This window comes from Arthrobacter sp. BC5, from assembly GCF_056680255.1.
In genome coordinates, this window is sequence record NZ_JBWXPX010000002.1 from 11,894 (window position 1) to 29,085 (window position 17,192).

Below are 17,192 nucleotides of genomic sequence, written 5' to 3' on the forward strand. Positions count from 1 at the left end.
ATGGGGCTGCACCACAGGGTGCAGCCCCATCACTGTCTCCACCCGCTCGTCACCAGGAAGACCACCATGTCCCACGCCAATGCCGCCCTCACTCCGCGTCACCGCCTCAAGGTTGCCCAGCTGGTTGTTGACCACGGATGGCCGATCAGCGAGGTCGCTGCCCGGTTCCAGGTCTCCTGGCCCACCGTGAAGCGCTGGGCTGACCGCTACCGGGCCGGTCAGTCCATGCAGGACCGCAGCTCACGGCCTCACCGCTCCCCGAACAAGACCAGCCCCACGACTGCGAAGCGCTGTATCCAGCTCCGGCTGCGTCTGCGGGAAGGTCCGGTTCAGTTGGCATACCGGATTGGCGTTGCTCCGTCGACAGTCCACCGGATCTTGGTCGACGTCCACTTGAACCGCCTGTCGCACGTCGACCGTGCCACTGGAGAGCCTGTTCGTCGCTACGAGCACGACCACCCCGGGGCGATGCTGCACGTCGACGTGAAGAAGCTCGGCAACATCCCAGACGGCGGAGGCTGGCGCTACGTCGGCCGACGACAAGGCGAGAAGAACCGCGCAGCCACACCCGACAAGCCCAAGAACAAGCACTACGACCCGTTGATGGGCAAGGCCTACGTCCACACCGTCATCGACGACCACTCCCGCGTCGCCTACGCCGAGATCCACGACGACGAAACAGCCCACACCGCCACAGCGGTCCTGGCCAGGGCCGTCAAGTGGTTCAACGCCCGCGGGGTGACCGTCGAGCGGGTCCTGTCGGACAACGGTGGCGCCTATCGCTCACACCTGTGGCGCGACACCTGCGCCGAGCTGGGAATCAGGCACAAACGGACCAGGCCGTATCGCCCGCAGACCAACGGCAAGATCGAGCGCTTCCACCGCACCCTGGCCGACGGCTGGGCCTACGCCCGCTGCTACACCTCCGAGACGGAGCGTCGCGGCGAACTCGACGGCTGGCTGCACTACTACAACCATCACCGGCCCCACACAGCCTGCAGCAACCAGCCGCCCTTCTCACGATTGACCAACGTGTCCGGTCAGTACATCTAGTGGAGGGTCGACACTGGAAGAGTGGGACCCCGCGGACAGCGTATGCGGCCGTTGTGGTCGAAAGCAGCGGGGATATTGGAAGGAATGGCCATGCAGACGACCCAGAAGGATCAGGGCAATCGGACGAAGCTGGTTGTCGGAGGTTTCGTGCTACTCCATGTCATGTGCTGCGGTCTGCCGTTATTGATTGCCGCCGGAGCACTCGGTGCGACCGGATCACTGGTGGGGAATCCGTGGCTAATTACCGCCGCGATTGCACTGGTCGCAGGGGTGCTGGTCTGGGCCTTCCGCCGCCGCTCCTCCCATGGCTCCGTGAGCGGGGACGACTGCTGCGCCCCGGGTATTCAGCCCCAGGGCCCGGCCCGAGACCAGACGGAGCGCTCGAGAAGCGTCAGGTGACTTCGCCCCGGCCCAGCCGAGCAGGAATAGCCCGAGCCTAAGCGGGCCGCTTTAGAGGTAGCTGCAGATATGTTCGGCCTTACATTGGTCGGGATCACCTTCCGCGGCGTTTTTGTGGAACCCTGCGACGGTCTCCCGGAGCGCGGTGAGCTCGGCGATTTGCTGGTCCAGGTGGGTCAGGTGCTCAGACAGCTGGTCCCGCACATGGGCGCAGGGTGCCTGGCCAGCGTCCCGGACGCGGAGAATGTCCCGGATTTCAGCCAGGGACAAACCTGCCACCTGGCTGCGCCGGATGAATTGAATCCTGCTGACGGTTTCCTCGGGATAGTCCCGATAACCGTTGGTGGCGCGATCCGCGTAGGGCACCAGCCCACGCTCCTCATAAAACCTCAGTGCCTTGGTCGTCACTCCGGATGCCACTGCAACTTCGCCGATACGCATGATCCACCTCGCTTTGGAATCAATCCCTCAACCTTCCATGTTACTGGAACGTTGAGGGGTGATCTAGTTTCGCTTTAACGTGCTGCCGGTGTCCTCAGCGGCTCAATCGATGAGCGCACCGCCCAAGGTCTCACATCATCCAAGTTTTGTTCCGCCGCGTTGGGCGGCCACTTTCTGCCATGTTTTGCGTGCAGCAATCAGCACCGGGTCCCACAGCGGGGAAAACGGGGGCGCATAGGACAGGTCTACATTGAGCAGCTCCTCGACGGTCGTTTCGTGCCAGAGTGCGACTGCGAGGACGTCGATGCGTTTGGCTGCTCCTTCCTCACCAACAATCTGTCCGCCGAGCAGTCGGCCCGTGCCACGTTCGGCGATGAGCTTGGTGCGGATGGGTTTCGCCCCGGGGTAGTACCCGGCCCGGGTGGTTGAGTCCACAACCTCGGTGATGGGATCGAAACCTGCTTGGCGTGCCTCGTTCTCTCCGAGCCCGGTCCGGGCGGCTTCAACATCACAGATCTTGGTGACGGCGGTACCGATCACTCCAGGGAAAGTCGCATAACCACCCCCGATGTTGATTCCGGCGGTGCGGCCTTCCTTGTTGGCGTGGGTACCTAAAGCCATTTTTACGTGGTGCCGCGCGACACGGTGAAACTTCTCCACGCAGTCACCGGCCGCCATACGCCGTCGATTCCGGTGCGCATCCTCTGGTTTACCGCTATCGCTCCTGTCTCGCCCAGGGGTATCCCCGCCTGTGCGGCCAGTGCCGTGTTGGGACGTACTCCAAGACCCAGAATCACGACGTCGGCGGAAAGGGTGGCCTGATCAGTCACGACGGCGGACACCTGTCCGTCCCTGGTCTCAAAGCCGGTCACGGTCTCATTGAGCCGGACACTCATCCCGTAGCCCCGCATGGCATCACCGATCAGGGCTCCCATGTCGGGATCCAGCCCCGGCAGCGGGGCCTGTCCACGTCCGACGACTGTTATGCCCACACCCCATGCAGAGAGCGCTTCGGCCAGCTCGAGTCCGATATATCCGGCGCCGACAATCACCGCCCGCCGAGGCCGCTCCCGCTCCAGTGCGGCCCGGAGCGCAAGTCCCTCATCGAGCGTCTGCACACCGTAAATTCCCTTTGCGTCGATTCCGGGCAGCAGAGGGCGGACGGGAACGGCTCCGGTTGCGACCATGAGCTGGTCATAGCCTTCCCAGACTTCGGCACCCTTGGAGAGGTCACGGACCAGCACAGCCTGACGATTCAGATCGACCTCAAGCACTTCATGCCTGATCCGCGCGTCAATGTCGTGGTTTCGTAAAAACTCCTCGGGAGTGCGAGCAATCAGGGACCCGACATCAGCCACATCCTTCCCGATGAAGTACGGGATACCACACGCAGAGTAAGAGGTGTAGTTGCCGCGGTCGAAGGCAATAATCTCCAGCTCGTTCGTCGGCACCTGCCGGCGGGCCGCAGACGCCGCACTCATCCCTGCTGCGTCACCACCAATGACGATCAGACGTTCAACCACGCGATTCCCTTTCCTTATAAACCTGTCGAAACGGCGTTCTCCTCTGAAGGGTTAGTACGGCTCTCACCCCTGAAAGGGCTGCTGGCCAAGACCGGATCGCTAGTGGAGGTCGAGTTGTTCGAGGGCTGTCTGGTAAGCCTCGTGGTAGGTGGGAAACTGGGCGACCTGGTCCAGGAGTGTGTCAATCGGCAACTGGGTGCGGATGGCCATGGAAGCGTAGTGAATCCACTCCCCCGCCATAGGCCCGACAGCCCAGGCTCCGATGAGGACTTTTTGGTCCGCGTCGGCGAGGAGACCGAGATGTCCCCGGGGGTCCTGTTCGTACGTCCAGGGTCGGGCGATAGCGTTGGCCAGGTCGAGCTCAGCCGAAGCAGTGCGGATGCCTTGCTGTGCTGCCTGCTCATGAGTCAGGCCGGCGGCGGCGATTTCTGGATCGGCGAACACCACGCGCGGTATGCCCTCATAGGTAGCCGCGTGGGGTCGACCGAGGATCGCATCGGCTGCGATCCGGCCCTGGTATTTCGCCACGTGGGTGAAGGGCATGATGCCCGTGACGTCGCCTATAGCCCACGTGTTCTCGCCGGCCCGGCAGCGATCATCCACCTGGACCTGCCCTCGATCCCCGAGTGTCACCCCGGCGTTCTCAAATCCGAGTCCCTCGGTACGCGGTGTGCGGCCGGTACCGAAGATCACGACATCCGCTGCGACCTCGCCTGCTGGTTGACCGTCGCGTGTCTCGAGGGTGATGATGCTGTCCGCGCCGTCGCGTCGTGCCCGGGCGGCGGAGGTGCCCAGCCGGATATCAATGCCCTCGTCCTGCAGGTACTGGTGTGCGAGTTTCCCCACCTGGGGGTCTTCCCTGTCCAGCAACCGTTCGCCGCGGTGGATCAGGGTGACGGTGACTCCGAAGCGGGCCAGGAACGTCGCTGTTTCCACGCCGACCGCGCTGCCGCCGATGATGACCGCCCGGTCTGGGAGGGTGCTGGTCGTGTAGGTTTCACGGTTTGTCCAGGCCGTGATCTGGTCAATGCCTTCCAACGGGGGGATGACGGCGTCGGAGCCGGTGGCGATGATGATGTGCTCGGCCGTAATCTCACGGTCCCCGGCCTGAATGACGCCCGGTGCGCTGATCCGGGCTTCGTCCTTGATCACGACGGCACCTTCTTTGGTGTACCCCTCGACCTGGGCCTGGTCATCGAGGTTGCGGATCATGTAGTCCCGGTACTTCGCGGTTTCCGCCCAGTCCAGCTCAGCGCCTGCGACACCGGCGGCTCGTTGAACTTCTGTGCGCACTTCCGGCGGCCGTAATACCGTCTTGGAGGGGATGCATGCCCAGTAGCCGCACTCCCCACCAATAAGTTCACGCTCGAACACCACGACTTTCTTCCCGGCTTTCAGGAGGCGGTCCGCGGCGACCTCCCCGCCTGGTCCCATGCCGAGGACGGCGACGTCGAAGTGTTCGCTCATGATGGTTCTCCTTCAGATTTGGTGGATCTTTCGGGTTAGTCAAACAACTCGCGTACCGCCCATTCCCCGCACCCACACACCGGCCCCGGTACAGGGGCCGGAGTGTCAGTAGGGCGCACAGGCATCAGGTTCAGCAGCTGCAGCTTTGCGCCCCGTTTCCCGGCTGGCCGGTGCTGTGCGCTGGTGCCTGGGTGAGCATTTTCTCGGCCATGGAGGAGCCGAGCTCGTAGGCCTCCTGGACGGGCATGATGGTGCCGCCGGGGTGGGTTTTGAGCCAAGGCGCGGCGTCTTCGGGTGAAGCAAAGAAGTGGACCTGGTTGCAGAAGGATGAGCGGACGGAGCTGATGTCTTCCGGGTTCACGAGCGACACCACGGCGGTGGCCGGTTCGACGCTGGTGACACCGGTTGCTGTGACGGCCACCCGTACCGGGGTGCCGGTGGCCTTGTAGGCGGATTCGATGCGCGCGGATGCGCCCAGCAAGGTGGGGAAGATCAGGGTGTCCAGTGCGCACCAGGTGTAGAGCTGTTCGCCGTCCACCTCGAAGCGGTGCTGGGTGGGGCGCTGCGTCAGGCCCTGCCCGATGATCCGCCCGGACCCGTCGTACTCGGTGTCGCCCATCGCCTCGAGCGCTGTCCGGGCCTCTTCCAGGGGCCGGCCGGTCGCCGCGGCGAGGTCCCTCACATCGACCGGGTCGCCCAGGGCGAGGAGTTTGAGCAGAGGCATCCACAGCCAGGGCTCCATCCCTGTCTCGTTGGACGCGAGCCGGTCAGTGACCTCATTGAGGCTGTTCATCGCGGTTGTTTCCTTTCGATGCGTGGTGCGCCAGTGCTTGTGATGAGCAGATTCTCCGGTGCTCAGGCCGCGCAGCAGGAGAGTTTGGAGACATCGGTTCGGAAGGATTGGGCTGCGATCTTGATGCCCTCAGCCATGGTCAGGTACGGGCTCCACAGGTTCGCGACCTGATCGACGGTCATCCCGGCCTGCAGGATGTAGACGCCTGTGGCGGCGAGGTCACCGGCTTCCTTCGCGACGGCGGTGATACCAACGATCCGGCCGGTGTCGGCGTCTGCGACCATTTTGATGAATCCACGGGTATCCCGGTTCACCAGGGCGCGGGGTACGTATTCCAGCGGCACGACCCGGCATTCGCACTTGATTCCGGCGTCCCTTGCCTGCTTGTCGGTCATGCCGACCGCCGCGAGGTTGGGGCTGGTGAACGTGACCCGGGGCAGGTGGCTGTAGTCCACGGCCCGGCCGGCGTCGCTGAAGGCGTTGTCAACTATCAGGGTGCCGTGGGCTGCGGCCACGTACACGTATTCGGGGTGCCCGGTCACGTCACCGGCGGCCCAGACCCGCGGATTGGAGCTTACGAGGGTGTCCTCGACCACGACCTCACCCTTGTTCCCGGTTTTCACTCCCACCCCGGCCAAGTTCAGCCCATCGGTGACCGGGCGCCGTCCGGTTGCAACCAGGACCTTGGAGGCCCGGATGCTCTCGCGTCCGCCGGCGATGTCCGCCTCGGCGATGATGTCCCCGTCCTCTGACGTGGTGATGGAGGCGACGGTGGCGCGGCGGATGACCCGGATGCCCTCATCGGCGAAAACACTCATCAATGCCCGGGACGCTTCGGGTTCCTCACCGGATGCCAGGCGGGAGCGCACCAGCATGGTGACTTTCGAGCCGAGACGGGCGAACAGCTGGGCCTGTTCCAGGGCGACGTACCCGCCGCCGATGACCAGCAGCGACTCGGGCACCTCATCGAGTTCCATGGCCGTGGTTGACGTCAGGTAATCGACCGTGTCCAGGCCATCGATCGGTGCAGCCCACGGCGTGGATCCGGTCGCCACGAGGTAGTGGGCGGCCGTGATCGTTTCCCGGGTCCCGTCATTGGCGGTGACTTCCAGTGCAGGGTCCGCGGCGGTGCCGGTGAACACGGCATTGCCCTGGCGCAACTCCCACCCGTAGTCCGCGACAAGGTCCACGTACTTATCGGAGCGGACAACTTCCACCAGGGCACGCTTGCCCGCAATCAGCGCTTCCATGTCAACAGGGTCCGCGGTGGCCGTGATGCCCGCGAACCTGCCGGCGTCCTGGGCAGTGTGGCGTGCCTCAGCCGCTGCGAGCAGGGCCTTTGAGGGGATGCACCCGGTGTTCACGCACGTTCCGCCTACGGTCCCGCGCTCGATCATGACGACCCGCTTGCCCAGATTCGTCGCCCTGATCGCGGCAGCGAACGCACCACCACCGGAACCGATAATGGCCAAGTCGAAATCCGGCACTGCCTCGTTCATGAGAATCTCCCTACATCACCACCAGGTGCCGGGTTGTTAGGCGCCGACGGAGCTGATGGCTGGTTTTTTTCAATGATTTACTTCAGTTTGCACCTTCCCCTACGGGGGAAGGTCAAGGAGTTTTCGCACCGCCGACGGGGTAGCTGACTGCCGGTGACTACCCAGCACAAGAGACCCCGGTGCCGCCGTCGTGCCGCCGCGTGGGGTCTCTCGGCTGGTGGCCCTGTGGTCAGGGCAGTGTCTTGTCGAGAAAGGCCCGCAGGGCTTCGGTTTCCATCGGTTGCGCGTCAGCGCGGGCCAGTACTTCACCGTCCGGAGCGACGACCACGGTCGAGTCCAGGGAAATGATTTCGTACTTCTTGGACAGCTGGCCGGTTTCATCGACCACGTAGGGGTGCCCGGGGAACCCTGCCAGTTCACGGAAACCATCGACCTCGGCTTTCGTGTTCTCAGGTGTCACGTCGACGGCAACGAACTGGGCCTGGTCGGCGTACTCGGCTTCGAGTTCCTTCATGGCTTCTGCCTGGGGGACACAAGTGAAGCACCAGCTCGCCATGAAATACAGGACCGTGGGACGCTCCCCGGGTATGGCGACCGGTTCTCCCTCCGTGGAGGTCATGTCGATCCTCTGCACGCCGTTTCCACCGGTTCCGCCTGCACTCGTGCCGGCTTCTGCGCCCCGGTTCAGCGCCGTGAGGGCAAGGACCACCACGATGACCGCGGCCGCGATGAGAGCCGTGAGGGTGAGGGTGCGCCGGCGGTTGGTGGTGACTGTCATGGGGTTCCTTGCTGTGGGTTGCGGTCGATGACCGGTTCCGAAATGTCAGGGGCGCAGCACGAATCCGTGCCAATACTGGTGGTGGTCATCCCGCGTCCGGTTTCCGGCCCGACGCCGGAACCCGTGCCGGTTCCGGAATCGGTGGAGGTGTCGGCGCTTGGGGGTTTTATGGTGCTGCGGTGCCGCAGGGACACGGCGGCCACGGCGAGGATGGCGAGCACAGCCGCGATCGTGATGACCGGCCAGGTGTCCGTGATGAAACCGGACAGTTTGACGCTGGCCGCGGTGACTGCCGGGCTCATGATCCCGCCGGCTTTCCCGCCGCTCAGGGCCGGAACCCAGTAGAGCAGCAGATAGATCCCGGCCAGGACCAGCGCGGCACCACCGAGGCGGTTGATGTAGGGCAGCAGCCGGCGGACGTGGCGGGCCACGGCATCGCGGGCCACTGCTGCGCCGAGGGAGAGAAGGATCAGCACCACAGACGACCCGGCGGCGTAGGCGGCGAAGACGGCCAGGAGCCCGAGCAGGCTTCCCGTAGACACGGCCTGCGCCACGACAGCGAGCAACAGGGCCAGACTGCAGGAAAGGGCGGCGACTGCGTAGGCCACACCGTAGCCGAATACTCCTTTAAGTCCCGAGCCTGTCCCATCCGTCCTGAGGAACCGGTGGAGGTTCACCCGTGTACCGGGCAGTTTCCAGCCGAACAGCATGCCGAGCCCGGCAATGACGATCACGGCACCGATGAGAACCGCTGCCCACGGCAGCGCGGAAGCAATGGACCGCAGTCCCACCGCGACGAGCAGACCGGCGGTCACGAAAACCACGGCGAACCCGCCGCTCAGCGCAACGCCTGCCCGGAGTCCCGCCAGCAGCGGCCGCCTACGCCCGGCGCCAGTACCCTCAGTGCCGGAGCTGATGAAGTACGCCAGGTAGGTCGGCAGCATCGCGAACCCACACGGATTCACGGTCGCGAGCATCCCGGTGACAAAAGCCAGACCCAGCGCCCCGGTCATCTACCTGCCCCCTTGTCAGAGGCAGCCGGTGGCGTAAGTGCCGGGGAAGCATCCGAGCACGAGGGCGGACCTTGATCAATTCCGGGGGCACAGCAGTCACTGGCCGTCCTTGTCCTGCCGGTACTGCGCCGCAGCATCCACAGCAGAAGGCCAGCTGCGACGATTCCTGCGGTGGCGAGCATCCAGGAGCTGCCGATCACTGCACCTGTTGCCCCGAAGACACCGGTCGCGATGAGCAAGACCGGCACTCCGCAGCACAGCAGTGCCACGAGAACAAGACCAGCCATGGACAGCAAAAAACCCGCCGTCAGCGTCAGGCCGGAGCGTTCGTTTAGCTTCGCATCTGTGGACATGATTAATCCTTTCGAGCTTTCGTGCCGCCCGACCCCGACTGGCCGTCAGGCGCAACCGGGACCACACAACTCCGTTCAGCCCCATGATCGACATTCCTCTCTGGGGGAAGGTCAAGCCGGTGCACCCTGATCCCGAGAAATACGTGGTGCAGGTGAGCACCTGAAGGCGGGCCACGCGCTGAGAGTTGGGGCAGCCGCCGGGGGCGGGATTCGCCCAGTATTGACCTTGCCCCCTAGGGGAAGGTCAACACTGGTTGGCGTAACACCATCAGAGGTGTTCGCCCGGTGAACAAATTTGCTCAATCCTGCCGCTGTCCCCGGGCCCGTCTGCAGTGAACATCAGGCAGGAGCGGGGGAACCACCGGTGGGCTTCACTGAAGCCCTTGGGGCTAAGCCGCTGATCAATCCGTTGAGGGATTTCAGCGTCCGGATGATCCCATCCGAGTCCGACAGCTAACTCCGTAGGCAGTGGGAAAGGCTACTTCTTGTCCAAGAACCATCATTCGGCGCGCCACCGCGCAATTCCTGTCCGCAGCCGCCCGGTGCGGGCAGTGTCGGACGCGGTGAGCTCGCACGCGGGAAATATAGGCCGCTCAACGGCCATCGTTGCCGCCGCATCCGGTCTACTGCTCAGTGCCGGCCTTCCAGCCAACGCCACCACCGACACCCATCAGGGCGAGAGCGGCGCAACTACCCATACGGTCGTTCCCGGTGACACCCTGGGAAACATCGCCGGACAGTACGGCGTGGAGCTGGACACCGTGTTCTCCCTCAACGGGATGAACCAGAACACCATCATCTACCCGGGCAATACCATCAGCGTGAAGGGTGAGGTGAACGCCCCGACGCCGACTACTCACACAGTCGTGTCCGGTGACACCCTGGGAAACATCGCCGGACAGTACGGCGTAGAGCTGGACACCGTGTTCACCCTCAACGGGATGAACCAGAACACCATCATCTACCCCGGCGACATCATCGCTCTGACGGGTGAGGTTGCCATCGGAGGCCCTGCCCCCGTTGCACCCGCCGTGCCGGCTAGCGCTGTCCCGACGTTACCGGCACCTGCAACGGCGGCGCCAGTAGCACCTGTAGCAGTGCCGGCGACACTTGCCGTGCCGGCTATAAGTGTTCAGGCGGTATCGGCACCCGTGCCAGCACCTGCAACGGCGCCAGTGAGCCGGCTGAGCCTGCCTCTGGCGAACGCGTCGGTGAACTCCCCCTATGGTTACCGCGGTGCCGGGGAGTTCCATACCGGCACTGATTTCGCAGCCGGATGCGGCACCCAGGTCCTCAGTTCCGCCGCAGGGACAGTCATTGAAGCGGGGTTCAGCGCCTACGGTGGCGGCAACCGGATTGTCGTCGATCATGGAAACGGTCTTCAGACCACCTACAACCACCTGGAAACCATCGGGGTGCAGCTGAACCAGTCCGTCGGAACCGGGAATCCCATCGGAGTCGCCGGATCCACCGGGAACTCCACCGGCTGCCACCTGCACTTCGAGGTAGTCGTCAGCGGCCAAACAGTGGATCCCGCTTCCTGGCTTTAACACCGAGGTGAGCGGCGCACCTTGCGCCGCACACCACGGTCCCATTCTGCCTTCCGGCAGCTGACGCTCACCTAAGCAAGTGGTGAGATGAGATCTGGCCCGTTGTTGCGGACGGATCCGACTTCCTTGCCGACGATCCGCGGAACAAGGTTGGGTTCGGGGATGGTGTCGATGAAGTGCTGCACCTGGTCCCGCTCGGTCATGGTCGGGTCCAGCCACTGATCCTGCAGGTCCTTCGGGATGATGACCGGCGTCCGATCATGAATGTGCCCGAGCGCGTCATGCGCGGCCCGGGTGAGGATCGTCGCTGTGACCAGCCACCTGTCCTCGGCATCCTCGGCCTTCGTCGGGTCGGGCCAGAACTCGTACAGGCCGGCGAAGCCCAGCAGCTGCTCCTCGTCCTCGCCGTGCAGGTAGTGCGGGGTTTTCGTCCCGTCCTCGTTCTTCTGCCACTCGTAGTACCCGTTCGCGGGTATCAGGGCTCGCCGCTTCGCGGCCGCGGCGCGAAACGACGGCTTCTCCGTCACCGTCTCGCTGCGGGCGTTGATCATCCGTGTTGACTGCACTACTTACCCCTGCTGCCATTCAACCCAATAGGGGGTTGGTTTAAGACCCGGCGCGAAGAGCGGATGAGGTTTCCGGGACTACCACCTAGGCTCGCGACCACTTGACGTGCCGCTTCCGCCAATTCCTCCGTCTGCAGGTCCATCACAAACGAGGCTGGTCGAAGGAGTGCCCGTAAAGGTGTTGGTGGGTCTGCGGGTCTTCGAGTACAAGCCAATCAACTACCTCCCATAAGGCCGGAAGCAAGTCATGGCTAAGGGCTTGTTCTCGAGTCAGCCGCAGACCCCAGACGGGAGTGCTGGGTGAGGTGTGGTTCGAGTCGATGAGGCTGGAAGCCAACTCGCCGTCCTCGGTGAAAAGACCTACCCTGCAACCGAAAGTCACGTGGTCCTCGTACTCATCGTCGTTGAAAGAGCCGAAGACGATGTTGATCCACGCCTCCGGATTACCGCCGTGTTGGTGCAGCTCGGTCTCTCCAATGGCAAACGCGTTGTGGTCTTTCAGGATGAAGTGATGGATAACAACGCTCGTCGCACCGCACATGGAGCAGGTTTTTTGGGTCGATTCGGGAGATCCGTCCAAGGTGAAAGTCATGCGGAGAACCCTAACGGACCCTAGTGGCGAACCCATGTAAAGGAAGCGCTCCCACTTGGTCGACGCCTCCTGGAACGAATTGCCGCGCAGGTGATGGTTCCAATCCTTACTGCACACATGGGAGAGTGAGCCCGTGATTTCTGATCGACGCAGCGTAGCGGACGGCGAGTTGGATCCACCTCGAGTCGGCATCGTAGTAGCCGCGACAGCTCGGCAAGGAGTGAGAGTCCTGGATGCCGAAGGCCGTGAAGTCGCTCCTATCGAACAATACCTACGGCATCTCATGCTTTGTGACATGAGTGTGCTGACCTGCCGAAGCTATGCCTTCGATCTGCTTCGCTGGTTCAGGTTGATGTGGTGTCTTGAAACGCCGTGGAATGCGTCAACGCCGGCGGAGGCCGAGGTGTTCGTGAGCTGGATGCGCAACGCCTCCAACTACCAGCGTGGCCGCAACGCTTCGGAAACGAGCCGACCAGGGAGCGTGAACCCGAAGACGGGAAAGCCTTCGCTCTCCCTCGGGTTCGCACCCCGGACCATCAATCACGCACTCAGCGTGGTGCATCAGTTCTACGAGTTCCATTCCAGCCTCGGAGACGGTCCCGTCGTGAATCCGGTACCCGGCACGACAGCGAACTGGTGGGACACCAACGGTTCAGAGTCTTTCCGTTCCAACTGGCAATATCCTCACCGCGGACGATTACGCCAGAAGGTCCCCCGAACCCTGCCCAGGGCCATACCGGACAACCTCTGGGACGAGCTGTTCCTGTCTATGAACTGCACCCGTGATCGCGCCCTCTTGTCCCTCTACGTTTCCAGCGGAGCGCGGGCGAGTGAGCTGCTGACCCTTCGGCTGGCGGATGTCGACTGGTCCCGCCAGGTCCTGTACGTCATCGGCAAGGGCAGTAGAGAGAAGCAGTCAGTTCCCGTGTCACCGGAAGGGCTGCGTTATCTGGCGCTTTACCTTGCCGAGGATGGGACTCCGGCACCAGACGAGCCGCTGTGGCGTACTCGACGAGGTGCACCACGGACACTGACGTACTCCGCCGCCCGGCGGGTCCTTCAGCGAGCAAACGAGAAGATCGCCACGAACTGGACGCTCCACGATCTTCGCCATACGGCGGCGACACGGCTCGCCAACGATCCTTCTTTTGCCCTTACCGACGTGCAGGCAATTCTGCGCCACGCGGACATCAGCACCACTGCCATCTACACCGCGGTTCGCGTCGATGACCTCTTCGATCGGCTGCAAGCCCATTACGACCGGCCACAACGTCTGAGAACCTATGCGCCGGGCTATGACGAGCAGGACGCGTCGGTGGTCTTCGGTGCTTAGAATTTCAGCTGCCCGTGCCCTCGCTGAGTCAGCTGAACACCCGAAAATCCTTCCAGAGGCCGCTCCCAGACCGGAATCACCTCCCGGTCGTTTCGGCGATCTCGAGAGCACGCCACTTGAGTCGATCATCGAGTTGGTCGACGAAGCCTGGCCTGGTTCTCGCGAAGCGCAGAAACAGAGACGCCACTTTCTCAGGGTCTTCTTGCGACACCTGGCCCGCTTCGAAGGAGAGACCTGGACCGAACGGTGGGTCGCCAGCGGGCTCGATAGCCCGCAGGCAACCGTCGCGGCGACGGGCGGACCGCGAGAGGGGCGCGCTGCTGCCCGGGAAGCTATGGCAGCAGGCTTCCGCACAGCGATAAGTCTCCGAGTCTTCCGCCCCTCACTCGCCTCCATCCGCGCAAACAGGATCATGGACCTACCAGCAGCTCTACTGACGGCCGAACAGGATCCTGCTTTCGAGCGATTCGTCATTGCGGCCAAGACGAGCGGCACAGGTGCAGCAGCCCACCGGCGAGCAACCGCGGACGTCGCCGGTTTCCTTATCAGCCAAGGAATTGCCATGCAGCACCTGACACCGGCGGTGTTCCTCCATTGCGTGTTGGAACTACGACAAGCGAGAAATCGAGGCGATCTACCCGCTCAGGATCGATGGGACGGCTCCCACGCCTGGGAGATCCTCCATCGGATAGGCCACTTCCCGGCATCGACACCGCCGACCCTGATCGCCTGTCTCAGTGGTCACCGGCAGCTCACGATCGAGGAACTGGTCGACCGCCACCACGTCAGTAACAAATCAGTCCGTCAGGTGCTCATCGATTACCTACAGCGCCGGCGGGACGGCATCGACTACACCACCCTGTTCTCGCTCTCCCACAGGATCGTCGGCCTGTTCTGGAAACAAATCGAGGTCATCAACCCTGACCAAGCGGACTTCCGCCTAACGCCCGACACCTTTGCCAGCTGGCATGGCGGGTTGGAGGAACGCCTGTCCGGTGGGCACAGGAAATCTCGGGGATACATCCTGGGGCCTGTCCGGGTGTTCTACCTTGAACTGCACGAGATGGCACTCGAGAACCCTGCACGCTGGGGCATTTGGGATGCACCAAATCCGGTCACAGCGTCGGAGGTCCGGAAGGCCCGCGAACGACGGCATAGAGTCGCGGAGAGGATGGCCGATAGAACCCGGATACGACAACCCCTCCTGCCCGCACTACTTGAGCACCTCAACACTCACCTCGAGGAGATTCAGGCCCTACTGCCGGCCGGCGAGGACACCTCCCCCGGTTCTACCCTCACCCATGGCGGGAAGACGTGGCGGAGGACGGACACCGTCCACGACCGCCAAAACCGCAGCTCAGGAGTCCACGCCGTACGCCTTCAACACGCTGACACAGGACAGATACGCAACATCACCCTTGAGGAGGACGACACCTTCTGGGAGTGGGCCTGCATCGAGACGATGCGGCACACGGGGGTGCGAGTCGAGGAGCTCGTTGAACTCACGCAACTGAGTATCCGCCAGTACCAACGACCGAACGGTGAAGTCATAGGTCTGCTCGTGATCGCACCATCCAAGAGCGACAGAGAACGCGTCATACCCATGTCCGCAGCCCTCCTGCATGTCCTGGCGATGATCATCCGTCGAAATCAGGGCACGGGACGGTCAGTGCCGGTCGTGCGCCGGTACGACCCCCAGGAAAGACTCTGGTCAGAACCTCTGCCGTATCTCTTCCAACGCCCGGCTCTGGGCCGAGGAGTGCTGAGCGCAACAAACGTCAGACAGATGCTGATCAGGCGTTGCAAGCAACTATCCGCCACCAGCGAAGCCTTCGACGGCATGCACTTCACACCGCACGACTTCCGCCGGATCTTCGCCACCGAACTGGTCAACTCCGGACTACCCATTCACATCGGGGCACGCCTACTCGGACACGTGAACCTCCAAACCACCCAGGGATACGTCGCAGTCTTCGAGGAAGACACAGTCCGTCACTACCAAGACTTTCTAGCCCGACGCCGTGCACAACGACCAACCGACGAATACACCGGCGTCACCGAGCAGGAATGGGCGGACTTCGAAGAACACTTCGACAAACGCAAAGTGGAACTGGGATCCTGCGCCAGACCCTACGGAACCCCGTGCCAACACGAACACGCCTGCATCCGATGCCCCGTCCTGCAAGTCGACCCGAAATTACTACCTCGGCTGCAGGACATCGAGGAAGATCTTCACCAACGACGCGCCCGTGCAAAAGCCGAAGGCTGGGAAGGCGAGATTGAAGGCATCGATCTGACGATGCGACTGCTGCAAGAAAAGATCGCCGAAGCATCAAAGACTCCACGGGCCACCCTGCTCGGCATGCCAAAGGTACGGAGCTGACGATCGCGGCTAAGAGCGAAGAACTGGAGGCGCCAATTTGCGCCCGCCCGATACCGACAGCTTCGAAATAGGTAGCGCGTTCAGTTGCCGGCGCTAGTGCAGAGAATCCTCGCCCCGCCCTTGGGGTCCTTGGACCAGACAGGGACGAGTCCCCATCTGGCTATCTCGAGGCGGCGCACCAGCTCGCCCTCGCGCAGCTGCTCGGACACGAACGGGATCCCCTGCATCGGCGCCACGTTCCATGACGGCTTCACCTCGTCCCGGAATGTCTCGTCGATGCTGAACGCGTCCCGGATGGCGGCCTTGTAGTCGGTGAAAGGTACGTGTTCGCTGGTGCATTGTTCCAATAGTTCCCTATCTGAGATGAGGGTAGTGCCGCCATGTCGCTCCGGATTCCTGGGCCCATTTGCTGGCGGTGTTGAGTGAGATGCCGATAGTGTCGACAACGATACGGGCGGGCATTGCCGAGCTCAGCTGGCGTGCCGCTGCTTCCTTCGCCGGGCGTGGTGCGATGCCGACGTCCTTCAGCATTCTGGCCAGGTTCGATTCGGTGATGTGGGTGTTCGGCATGAGTCCGTCAAAGAGCCACATGTCGGCTGCTGGACGATAGATGGCGCGAACCGCCGGCTGTTCAAGGTGGCGCCGCAGTATCTGGGCGATGCTCGGTGGGAGCTTGATGGGTGCGGCCGCGAACCTGATGGTCGTAGCACTAGGCGTGAGTGTCACGTCAGCGAGTCTCAGCCGTGCGCAGCTCGTGAGAGGTTGCGCGAAAACGAGGATGAAGAGTCCTGCCAGCCGCACTGTTGTGTCGAGTGTCGTGTCCCCGAGCAGCCGATCGATGTGAGCCCATCGTTGCGCTTCGCTCATTGCTGCTCGCGGTCGCGATGGGCCCTTCCTAGGCGTAGCAAGGGCCGGAGCAATCCCTACTCTGCGGGCCCATGAAACGAAACCACCGAGCCTGTTACCGGTTGTTGATGCTTGTCCTAGATAGCGGTCGAGGTCGATTTGGGTGATGTCCTGGAGGTTCGTCCCGCACTCATGAAGGTGCGTCAGGAAGTCCTGAATGACGACGATCTCCTGGCGTCGGCGGTAGGACTCGCTGGGACGCAACGGGCGCTGTGCTGCTTGTCGGTGTAGGGCCCTAAGTATTTCCCAGCGGTAGTACTGCTCGATGACGAGTGCCTGCGCGGGTGGGAGGGTGCTGAGTGCTCTCTCGACGTGCACGGTGAAGTCGTGGAGTTCGATGTCGATGACGGGCAATGTCCCCGCGTTCATGAGGATCCGGCGGAAGTACCGGATCCGGGGTGATGGGGTGAGCGTGTCCAGCGTGTCGTGACTGATGTCCTGCAGATCGTGAGCCATGGCCTGCAACGTGCCGAAGATTTCGGGATGTCGTAGCCACCGGGTAGCAGTGCGTTTGTCAGGCACGGTCAGCAGGTGTGTCAGGAA

Annotated in this window: 14 protein-coding genes, 1 pseudogene and 1 riboswitch; of the genes and pseudogenes, 4 read left to right on the forward strand and 11 right to left on the reverse strand. The window is 63.0% G+C overall.

Features of this window, described 5'->3' with window-relative positions; all coding sequences use genetic code 11:
* Positions 1-66 precede the first annotated feature (66 nt).
* Positions 67-1,053, forward strand: a complete 987-nt coding sequence (locus AC1MFI_RS17595; protein ID WP_048896402.1) for an IS481 family transposase — start codon at positions 67-69, stop codon at positions 1,051-1,053.
* A gap of 450 nt (positions 1,054-1,503) precedes the next feature.
* On the opposite strand, the gene AC1MFI_RS17600 is transcribed toward AC1MFI_RS17595, so the two are convergent.
* The 7 genes and pseudogenes from AC1MFI_RS17600 to AC1MFI_RS17630 form a co-directional block, all read right to left on the reverse strand.
* Complete coding sequence (locus AC1MFI_RS17600) at positions 1,504-1,893, reverse strand: heavy metal-responsive transcriptional regulator (RefSeq protein ID WP_479821019.1); 390 nt, start codon at positions 1,891-1,893, stop codon at positions 1,504-1,506.
* A gap of 135 nt (positions 1,894-2,028) precedes the next feature.
* A pseudogene (locus tag AC1MFI_RS17605) lies at positions 2,029-3,416 on the reverse strand (FAD-dependent oxidoreductase).
* 99 nt (positions 3,417-3,515) lie between these two features.
* The gene (locus tag AC1MFI_RS17610) at positions 3,516-4,883 is read right to left on the reverse strand and encodes a dihydrolipoyl dehydrogenase family protein (RefSeq protein ID WP_479821020.1); all 1,368 of its coding nucleotides are present in this window, start codon (positions 4,881-4,883) and stop codon (positions 3,516-3,518) included.
* 130 nt (positions 4,884-5,013) lie between these two features.
* Complete coding sequence (gene merB / locus AC1MFI_RS17615) at positions 5,014-5,676, reverse strand: organomercurial lyase MerB (protein WP_479821022.1); 663 nt, start codon at positions 5,674-5,676, stop codon at positions 5,014-5,016.
* Between the two features lie 62 nt (positions 5,677-5,738).
* Entirely contained in the window at positions 5,739-7,175 is a 1,437-nt protein-coding gene (merA, locus tag AC1MFI_RS17620; RefSeq protein ID WP_479821023.1) for a mercury(II) reductase, read from the reverse strand.
* A gap of 229 nt (positions 7,176-7,404) precedes the next feature.
* The gene (locus tag AC1MFI_RS17625) at positions 7,405-7,953 is read right to left on the reverse strand and encodes a TlpA family protein disulfide reductase (RefSeq protein ID WP_479821024.1); all 549 of its coding nucleotides are present in this window, start codon (positions 7,951-7,953) and stop codon (positions 7,405-7,407) included.
* Positions 7,950-8,966, reverse strand: coding sequence for a cytochrome c biogenesis CcdA family protein (locus AC1MFI_RS17630; protein WP_479821025.1), 1,017 nt, complete (start codon positions 8,964-8,966; stop codon positions 7,950-7,952). The genes AC1MFI_RS17625 and AC1MFI_RS17630 overlap by 4 nt, the downstream gene beginning before the upstream one ends.
* A gap of 639 nt (positions 8,967-9,605) precedes the next feature.
* A riboswitch (cyclic di-AMP (ydaO/yuaA leader) is annotated at positions 9,606-9,801 on the forward strand.
* A 69-nt stretch (positions 9,802-9,870) separates the two neighbouring features.
* On the opposite strand from AC1MFI_RS17630, the gene AC1MFI_RS17635 reads away from it, so the two are divergent.
* The gene (locus AC1MFI_RS17635) at positions 9,871-10,869 is read left to right on the forward strand and encodes a peptidoglycan DD-metalloendopeptidase family protein (protein WP_479821026.1); all 999 of its coding nucleotides are present in this window, start codon (positions 9,871-9,873) and stop codon (positions 10,867-10,869) included.
* 71 nt (positions 10,870-10,940) lie between these two features.
* On the opposite strand, the gene AC1MFI_RS17640 is transcribed toward AC1MFI_RS17635, so the two are convergent.
* Positions 10,941-11,435 carry an SOS response-associated peptidase gene (locus AC1MFI_RS17640; protein ID WP_479821028.1) on the reverse strand — a complete coding sequence of 165 codons (495 nt, stop codon included), beginning with the start codon at positions 11,433-11,435 and terminating at the stop codon, positions 10,941-10,943.
* 142 nt (positions 11,436-11,577) lie between these two features.
* A complete protein-coding gene (locus AC1MFI_RS17645; protein ID WP_479821029.1) occupies positions 11,578-12,027 on the reverse strand; it encodes a hypothetical protein in 450 nt (149 codons plus the stop codon).
* A 295-nt stretch (positions 12,028-12,322) separates the two neighbouring features.
* Here AC1MFI_RS17645 and AC1MFI_RS17650 point away from each other — a divergent pair, with 295 nt between their 5' ends.
* Both AC1MFI_RS17650 and AC1MFI_RS17655 read left to right on the forward strand, forming a co-directional pair.
* Entirely contained in the window at positions 12,323-13,360 is a 1,038-nt protein-coding gene (locus tag AC1MFI_RS17650; protein ID WP_479821030.1) for a tyrosine-type recombinase/integrase, read from the forward strand.
* A 412-nt stretch (positions 13,361-13,772) separates the two neighbouring features.
* Entirely contained in the window at positions 13,773-15,743 is a 1,971-nt protein-coding gene (locus AC1MFI_RS17655; RefSeq protein WP_479821031.1) for a tyrosine-type recombinase/integrase, read from the forward strand.
* An 80-nt stretch (positions 15,744-15,823) separates the two neighbouring features.
* Here the strand turns inward: AC1MFI_RS17655 and AC1MFI_RS17660 are convergent, their stop codons facing one another.
* Both AC1MFI_RS17660 and AC1MFI_RS17665 read right to left on the reverse strand, forming a co-directional pair.
* Positions 15,824-16,090 (reverse strand): SOS response-associated peptidase family protein, encoded by a 267-nt coding sequence (locus tag AC1MFI_RS17660; protein ID WP_479821032.1) that lies wholly within the window; start codon positions 16,088-16,090, stop codon positions 15,824-15,826.
* Positions 16,091-16,097: 7 nt separating this feature from the next.
* Positions 16,098-17,105, reverse strand: coding sequence for a hypothetical protein (locus AC1MFI_RS17665; RefSeq protein WP_479821033.1), 1,008 nt, complete (start codon positions 17,103-17,105; stop codon positions 16,098-16,100).
* Between the last annotated feature and the right edge of the window lie 87 nt (positions 17,106-17,192).